This is a genomic window from Aquabacterium sp. UBA2148, from assembly GCF_002328915.1.
Lineage (GTDB): Bacteria > Pseudomonadota > Gammaproteobacteria > Burkholderiales > Burkholderiaceae_C > Aquabacterium > Aquabacterium parvum.
Map to the genome: position 1 here is coordinate 9,982 of NZ_DCXA01000305.1, position 6,910 is coordinate 16,891.

The 6,910-nt window shown below is 68.8% G+C and carries 6 protein-coding genes; 4 read left to right on the forward strand and 2 right to left on the reverse strand.

The features are described 5' to 3' along the window. The 4 genes from B2W70_RS16765 to B2W70_RS16780 form a co-directional block, all read left to right on the forward strand. On the forward strand, positions 1 to 1,321 hold a 1,321-nt coding region (locus tag B2W70_RS16765), incomplete at its 5' end, for a CoA-acylating methylmalonate-semialdehyde dehydrogenase (RefSeq protein ID WP_286747398.1). A gap of 262 nt (positions 1,322 to 1,583) precedes the next feature. Continuing rightward, entirely contained in the window at positions 1,584 to 2,708 is a 1,125-nt protein-coding gene (locus tag B2W70_RS16770) for a 3-deoxy-7-phosphoheptulonate synthase (protein WP_286747399.1), read from the forward strand. 160 nt (positions 2,709 to 2,868) lie between these two features. Next, positions 2,869 to 3,549, forward strand: coding sequence for a response regulator transcription factor (locus tag B2W70_RS16775; protein ID WP_286747401.1), 681 nt, complete (start codon positions 2,869 to 2,871; stop codon positions 3,547 to 3,549). Then, the gene (locus tag B2W70_RS16780; RefSeq protein ID WP_286747403.1) at positions 3,546 to 5,375 is read left to right on the forward strand and encodes an ATP-binding protein; all 1,830 of its coding nucleotides are present in this window, start codon (positions 3,546 to 3,548) and stop codon (positions 5,373 to 5,375) included. The genes B2W70_RS16775 and B2W70_RS16780 overlap by 4 nt, the downstream gene beginning before the upstream one ends. Here B2W70_RS16780 and B2W70_RS16785 read toward each other — a convergent pair. Next, positions 5,317 to 6,486 (reverse strand): MFS transporter, encoded by a 1,170-nt coding sequence (locus B2W70_RS16785; RefSeq protein ID WP_286747405.1) that lies wholly within the window; start codon positions 6,484 to 6,486, stop codon positions 5,317 to 5,319. The two genes, B2W70_RS16780 and B2W70_RS16785, sit on opposite strands and share 59 nt — an antisense overlap. A 5-nt stretch (positions 6,487 to 6,491) precedes the next feature. After that, positions 6,492 to 6,910, reverse strand: a 419-nt coding sequence (locus tag B2W70_RS16790) for a CorA family divalent cation transporter (protein ID WP_286747406.1), incomplete at its 5' end; no start/stop codon positions are given.

Here is a 6,910-nt window from a genome sequence, read left to right on the forward strand (position 1 = left end):
GGCCCAGCCGCCGCTGGCGCGCGCCCGTGTCATGTTCCGCTTCCTGAACCTGCTGCAGGCGCGCTCGTCCCAGCTGGCCGAGCTCATCGTGCAGGAGCACGGCAAGACCTTGCCCGACGCGATGGGCGAGGTCGCCCGCGCCATCGAGGTGGTCGAGTTCGCCACCGGCATCCCGCAACTGCTCAAGGGCGAGTACACCGACCAGATCGCGCGCGGCATCGACGCCTGGTCCATGCGCCAGCCGCTGGGCGTGGTCGCGGGCATCACGCCCTTCAACTTCCCCGCCATGGTGCCCATGTGGATGTTCCCGGTGGCGCTGGCCTGCGGCAACACCTTCGTGCTCAAGCCCTCGGAGCGCGACCCATCGCCCTCGCTGCTGATGGCCGAGTGGCTGCAAGAAGCCGGCTTGCCGGATGGTGTTTTCAACGTGGTGCAGGGCGACAAGGCCATCGTCGACGCCATCCTGGCGCACCCCGGCATCGAGGCCGTCAGCTTCGTGGGCTCCACGCCCGTGGCCGAACACATCTACGCCGAAGGCGCGCGCCACGGCAAGCGCGTGCAGGCCCTGGGTGGCGCCAAGAACCACCTCGTCGTCATGCCCGACGCCGACCTGGAGCAGGCCGTGGACGCGCTGATTGGCGCCGCCTACGGCTCGGCTGGCGAGCGTTGCATGGCCATCTCGGTGGCCGTGGCGGTGGGCGATGTGGCCGACGAGCTGGTGGCGTCGCTGGCCACCCGCGTGCGCGCTTTGCGCGTGGGCGAAGGTCATCAAGCTGATGCCGAGATGGGCCCGGTCATCACGCGCATGGCGCAGCAGCGCATCGAGGGGCTGATTGGACAGGGCATCGAAGAGGGCGCCCTCGCCGTGGTCGATGGCCGTGGCCTGCGCGTGCCGGGCCACGAAGACGGCTACTTCGTCGGCGGCACCTTGCTCGACCAGGTCTCGCCCGAGATGAGCGTCTACCGCGAAGAGATCTTCGGCCCCGTGCTCTGTGTGGTGCGCGTGCCGGACATCGCCGCCGCGGTCAAGCTCATCAACGACCACGAATACGGCAATGGCGTGGCCCTCTACACCCGCGACGGCGGCATCGCACGCGAGTTCGTGCGCCACATCCAGGTGGGCATGGTGGGCGTGAACGTGCCCCTGCCGGTGCCGATGGCCTTCAACAGCTTCGGGGGCTGGAAGCGCAGCCTGTTCGGCGACCACCACGCCTACGGCCCCGAGGGCGTGCGCTTCTACACCCGCCACAAGGCCGTGATGCAGCGCTGGCCCGACAGCATCGCGCGCGGGCCGGAGTTCGCGTTCCCGCAGCTCAAGTGATGCCTCCAGCTCGAGGCAGTGAGATCTGGCACGCCCTGCCAGGCAGCCCCGGCAACCCCGGGTTGTCGCCCGTCAACAGGGCGTGCTACAGTGTTTCCATGCGTACCACGGTCCGTTACTACTTTTGGCACTTTCACATCCAGCACCTCACCGGCGCAGGAGTGGCCAACGCGTAAGCAGACCCACCCAACTGAAACCGCCGGCACAACCGGCGGTTTTTTTTATTCCGCCTCTGATCGAAGCACCCCAACAGGATCGCCCCATGAGCACCCACTCCAGCGCCGCCGAAGGCTGGGTTCCGCCCGCCGACAAGACCTCGCAGACCGATGACGAACGCATCAAGAACGTCACGCCGCTGCCGCCGCCCGAGCACCTGATCCGCTTCTTCCCGATCCGCGGCACGGCCATCGAGACGCTGGTCTCGCGCACGCGCAAGGCGATCCGCAAGATCGTGCATGGCAAGGACGACCGCCTGCTGGTGATCATCGGCCCCTGCTCCATCCACGACCCGGCGGCCGCCATCGAGTACGCCCGCAAGCTGCGCGATTTGCGCGAGCAGTACGAAGGCACGCTGGAAGTGGTCATGCGCGTGTACTTCGAAAAGCCCCGCACCACCGTGGGCTGGAAGGGCCTGATCAACGACCCCTACCTCGACGAGTCCTTCAAGATCGACGAAGGTCTGCGCATGGCGCGCCAGCTGCTGCTGGAGATCAACCGCCTGGGCGTGCCCGCGGCCAGCGAGTTCCTCGACGCGATCTCGCCGCAGTACATCGGTGACCTCATCAGCTGGGGCGCCATCGGTGCGCGCACCACCGAAAGCCAGGTCCACCGCGAGCTGGCCTCCGGCCTGAGCGCACCCATCGGCTTCAAGAACGGCACCGACGGCAACATCAAGATCGCCACCGACGCCATCCAGGCCGCCGCGGGTGCCCACCACTTCCTGTCGGTGCACAAGAACGGCCAGGTCGCCATCGTCGGCACGGCCGGCAACCCCGACTGCCACGTCATCCTGCGCGGTGGCAAGGCGCCGAACTACGACGCCGCCAGCGTGGCCGCCGCCTGCAAGGACCTCGAGGCCGCCAAGCTGCACCCTTCGCTGATGGTCGACTTCAGCCACGCCAACAGCTCCAAGCAGCACGAGCGCCAGGTGGTGGTGGCCCAGGACATCGCCGAGCAGGTCTCGGGCGGCTCGCACCAGGTCTTCGGCGTCATGGTCGAAAGCCACCTGTGCGCCGGCGCCCAGAAGTTCACCCCGGGCAAGGACGACCCCAAGAAGCTGGCCTACGGTCAGTCGATCACCGATGCCTGCATCGGCTGGGACGACTCCGAGAAGGTGCTCCAGATCCTGTCCGACGCGGTCAAGGCCCGTCGCGCACGCAAGGGCTGAGCAAGGGTTGAGCGAGGTCTGAGCGAGGTCTGAGCGCTGGACGGCTGCGCCCACCTCCCCCTTATTGGGGATTTGGGACCGCAGCCAGGGGGGCGATGACCGGAAAACGGACGGCGGCAGCGGATACTCGCGGCTGCAGTCCCTTCACCCTTGGCAGAGCATGACGATCGCTGGCCCTCGCTTCCTCCTGGTCGATGACCACGCCCTGTTCCGCATGGGCCTGGGCCTGATGCTGGCCGAGCGCTGGCCGCAGGCCTTGCTTACCCAGGCGGGCACCTGGGCTCAGGCGCTGGAGCACCTGCGTCACCAGCCGGTTGACTTGGTCATGCTCGACGTCCACCTGCCAGACGGGCACGGCCTGTCCGACCTGCCCGCGCTCAAGGCGGCGGCCCCGCAGACGCGGGTGCTGTTCATGTCGGGCGAGGTCACGGCCGAGCTGATCGCGCAGGCGCGCGAGGTGGGCGCCGAGGGCTTCATCCCGAAATCGGCCCAGGCCGACGACATCGTGGGGGCCGTGCAGACCTTGCTGCGAGGCGAAACCTCCTTTGCCGCGCTGCCGTACGCCACGCTGTCCGCGCTCCAGGGTGGGGTGGCGCACGGGGCGCAGGCGCCGGAGTTGGCCATGCTGGCCAGCGAAGCCGGCCCCACCTTCACCGAGCTGCAGCTCCAGATCCTGGGCTACCTCGGGCGGGGCACGCCCAACAAGGCGATCGCTCGGCAGTTGGGCATGAGCGAGAGCGCGGTGCGTGCCGAGGTCTCCTGGATCACCGAATGGTTGCAGGCCACCAGCCGGCAGGAAGCCTACGAGCGGGCCGTGGCCCGTGGCCTGCTCTCGCCATGACACAAACGTCGATGTGGGCCAGCGCGCTGCGCTTTGATCCGCCCCGCTCGCTGTCGGCCCAGGTGGAGTTGATCGACCGGGGCCTGAGCACCGCGATGGTGGCCACCTCCCTGGTGGCGCTCATCGCTGCCGTGGCCTACCAGTTCACGGTGGGCGATGGCCGAATCTGGTGGTGGTCGGTGGGCACCGTTGGCCTGGCCTGGGCCGGTCAGCTGGTGCATCGCCTCCTGCCTTCGCCAGGGCAGGCGGATTTCGAGCCGGGCCGGCATGCGCGGTTCCTGCTGACCTTGGCTGCGCTCAGCGGCGCGTGCTGGGGGGCGCTGGCGGTGCTGTTCATCCGGCCGGGCGAGCCTGACTCGGCCACGCTGGTCATCTGCCTGATCGCCGGCATGGGCTCGGCTGCGCTGGGCATCTTTGGCTCGGTGTGGCCGGTGGCCCTGTCTTACTGGCTTTGCTGCCTGGTGCCGCTGATCGTGGCCCTGGTGCGAGCGCAAGGCACCATCAACTGGGCGCTGGCCGCAGGCGCCACGGCCTACCTGTGGGCGATGGCCGTCTACTCGTTCCACGCTTCGCGCATGACGCTGCGCTCCATCGAGCTGCGCTTCGAAAACGAAGGCCTGGTCGACCGCCTGCGTGACCAGACCCAGCGGGCGCTGGAGGCGCGCGAGATGGTCGAGCAGGCCCTGGTCGAGGCCGAAGACGCCAACCGGGCCAAGACCGTCTTCCTGGCGTCTGCCAGCCACGACTTGCGCCAGCCCCTGCACGCCGCCGGGCTCTACCTGGGGGCGCTCTCTCGTGCCGGGCTCAACGACCGGCAGGCCCACCTGGTGCGCCATGTGATGGCCTCCAACGAGGCGGCCAACGAGATGCTGGGCACCTTGCTGGATTTCTCCAAGGTCGACGCGGGCGTGGTGCAGCCCCAGCTGCGCACCTTCGCGCTGCAGCCCTTGTTCCACAAGCTCGAGCGCGAACTGGCACCGCTGGCCGAAAGCAAGGGCCTGGTTTTTCGCCTGCGCGACACCCGCCTGGTGGTGCAGGCCGACCCGGCGCTGGTCGAAATGATCATCCGCAACCTGCTGGTCAACGCCGTGCGCTACACCGAGCGTGGCGCGGTGTTGCTGGGCTGCCGGCGCCGCGTCGGGCGAGCCGTCATCGAGGTTTGGGACACGGGCATCGGCATCCCCGAGTCGCAGCACCGCGAGGTCTTCCGCGAGTTCCACCAGCTGGGCAACCCCGAGCGCGACCGACGCAAAGGCCTGGGGCTGGGCTTGTCCATCGTCGACGGGCTGGCTCGGGCCATGGGCGTGGAAGTGGGGCTGGCCTCGCGCGAGGGGCGTGGCTCGGTGTTCCGCTTGACGCTGCCGATCAGCCAAGCTGCGGTGATCGCGTCGGACCGGCCCGGCGACGAAGGCGGTGACCTGACCGGGCTCAACGTGCTGCTGATCGAAGACGACGAGTCGGTGCTGGCCGCCATGAGCGACCTGCTGATGAGCTGGGGCTGCGCCTGCGAGACCGCCTCGTCCGTGGACGAGGCCCTGGCGCGGCTGGATGCCTTCACGCCGCACCTGTTGCTGGTGGACTACCGCCTGCGAGACCACCGCAGCGGCCTGGAGGCGGTCTCGCTCATCCGCGAACGTTTGGGGGCGGACCTGCCCGCCTTCCTGGTCACGGGCGACACCGGCCCGCAGCGCTTGCGTGAAGCCCACGCATCGGGGCTGGTGCTGCTGCACAAGCCGGTGCCGGCCGAGCGCCTGCACGCGGCCCTGCTCAGTCAGTGGCGTCGGGTGCAGGGGCAGCTCGCCGGGCGTGCATCAGCAGCAGGCTGAGCGCCAGCACGCCCAGCCACAGGCCCTGGCCGGCCACGCCGTGGTGGTCGAACACCCAGCCGCTGATGACCGGGCCGATGGCGCCACCGGCGGTGTAGCCGGCGATCATGGCCGAGGTGCCCGCGATCGCCGATGAATGCGCGAAGTCGTGCGCCACGCGGATCATGCTCAGCGTGTAGAGCGCCCCGCCGATGCCGCCCCAAAGCAGCGCGCAGGCCCACAGCAGTTCAGGGTGCTGGCTCGAGCGCGTGAAGGCCAGGGCGCTGAGCACCAGCACCACCGCGCCTCCCACGAACAATCGCCGCGCGGGCAGCCGGTCGGCCAGCCAGCCCAGCGGGTACTGCAGCACGAAGCTGCCCACGCCCAGGGCGCCGGCGATGGAAGTGGCCGCCGCCAGGCTCAGCCCGATCTCCGAGCCGTGTGCCGTGGTGATGGAGCCCAGCCCCACCTCGAAGACGCCACCCACCACCGCCGCCCAGGCCAGCGTGGGCCGAAAGCGCCAGGCCGACAGCAGGCCCATGGGCTCGTGGTCGTCGTGCATGGCTTTGAGCCGGGTGATCGAGGGCACCAGCACCAGGGACAAGCCCAGCGCGAGCCCGCCAGCCGCCAGCAAGTTGGCGCCGATGGGCCCCAACCCCAGCAGGCCTGGCAGGAAGGGCCCCAGCGCCATGCCCGCACCCAGTTGCGCCTGGTACAGGCCCGTGAGCCGGCCCCGGTGCGACGGTGGGGTGTTGTGCGCGATCAGCGCCTCCGTGGCGTTCCAGGCTGCGGCGGCACCCAGGCCGGCCATCAAGCCAAAGACGCACCACAGCCGGTAGTCGTCGGTGAAAAGGTAGCCCAGGCAGGCGATGAGCTCGAGCAGCAGGCCCAGCCGGTAAGCCTGACCCACGCCGATGCGGCCGAACAACTTGGGCACCAGCGGCACCAGCAGCGCCACGCTCAAAAACGGCAGCGTGGCGAACCAGCCGATGGCCGTGGCGCTGGCGCCCTCGGTTTGCAGGCGCACGGCCAGCACCGGGTTGAGCAGGCTGTAGCTGAGCACCACGAAGGTGGTGCCCCACATCACCCGCCACAAGCCGGGCGGCAGCGCAGGCAGGTTCAGGCCAGGCACGTGGTTCAGTTCAGCCAGCCCTTGCGGCGGAAGTACCAGAAGGGCGTGATGGCCGACATGATCATCACCAGCACGGCGAACGGGTAGCCAAAACGCCAGTTCAGCTCGGGCATGGCGTTGAAGTTCATGCCGTAGATGCTGGCGATCAGCGTGGGCGGCAGGAAGGCCACCGAGGCCACCGAGAAGATCTTGATGATCTTGTTCTGGTTGATGTTGATGAAACCGACGGTCGCGTCCATCAGGAAGTTGATCTTGTCGAACAGGAAGGCCGTGTGCGAGTCGAGCGAGTCGATGTCGCGCAGGATCTGGCGGGCCTCTTCGAACTGGTCTGCGTTGAGCATGCGCGCGCGCATCATGAAGCTCACCGCGCGGCGCGTGTCCATCACGTTGCGGCGGATGCGGCCGTTCAAGTCTTCCTGGCGGG